The organism is Oleiphilus sp. HI0125 (assembly GCF_001635355.1).
Window position 1 is genome coordinate 1 of the sequence record NZ_LWGF01001409.1, and the last position, 832, is coordinate 832.

Below are 832 nucleotides of genomic sequence, written 5' to 3' on the forward strand. Positions count from 1 at the left end.
CGCCAATGACTTCAATCATCTTGGCGTGTTCGAGTTGATTCAAGTTTTCGCCAAGAACGACCAAATCAACATTTTTCACGTCATCTGAGTTTAACTGTAAATCAAGCATTTTTGATGCAGGTAAAGCTTGTATGACGCATTGTGCTTTGGCGTCTTTCAGAATTTCCTCTATCTGAGATGAAGCGACCAAAACATGGCTAGGTTTGATCTCTTCGATAATATGCATCATGCAAGAAAGAGCGTTATTCGTAGTCATGCGTCTATCTAATCTTTGTGGTTGATTTTGGCTTGTACGAGTGAGCCGAGCAAGGCGATGGCTTCTTCTCGCGCTGGTGTCCAAGCTTTTGAATAGCATAGCCGTATCGAGCTTTTAAACTTATTCGCGTTCGATGAAAAAATCTCTCCAGGGGCAACGATAATACCGTGATCTTTGGCTTCGAAATACAGCTCTGTGGCATTTAAGCCTGCGGGCAATTGAAGCCACGCGACATAACCACCTTGAGGAGAGGATAAGCGTACATCACTTGGGAAATGCTCACTAATCAGCTTGAAGAAGTGGTCGCGTCGACCGCGGTACGTATCGCGCGCAAGGCGAAGATGTCGATCGAAACTAGAGCGGTTAAGTACCTCAGCAACCGCCATTTGAGGTAAGCAGAATTGGTTTGATGCGCTCAGAAATCGCTGATATTCGACCTCTTGCATATATCGCCCCGGCATAATCCAGCCTAAACCTAATTGTGGTTCGAGCATTTTTGAGGCGGATGAACATAGCAGCACACGATCTTGTGTGTCATAGCTTTTTACTGCGCGCGGGCGTTGATGCGTGTAGCCA

2 protein-coding genes are annotated in these 832 nt (G+C 46.0%); both read right to left on the reverse strand.

Annotated elements, in window-relative coordinates; translation table 11 throughout:
• Nucleotides 1-256, reverse strand: a 256-nt coding sequence (locus A3762_RS23970; protein WP_156493714.1) for a hypothetical protein, incomplete at its 3' end; no start/stop codon positions are given.
• 8 nt (nt 257-264) lie between these two features.
• On the reverse strand, nt 265-832 hold a 568-nt coding region (locus A3762_RS23975; protein WP_156493715.1), incomplete at its 5' end, for an aminotransferase class I/II-fold pyridoxal phosphate-dependent enzyme.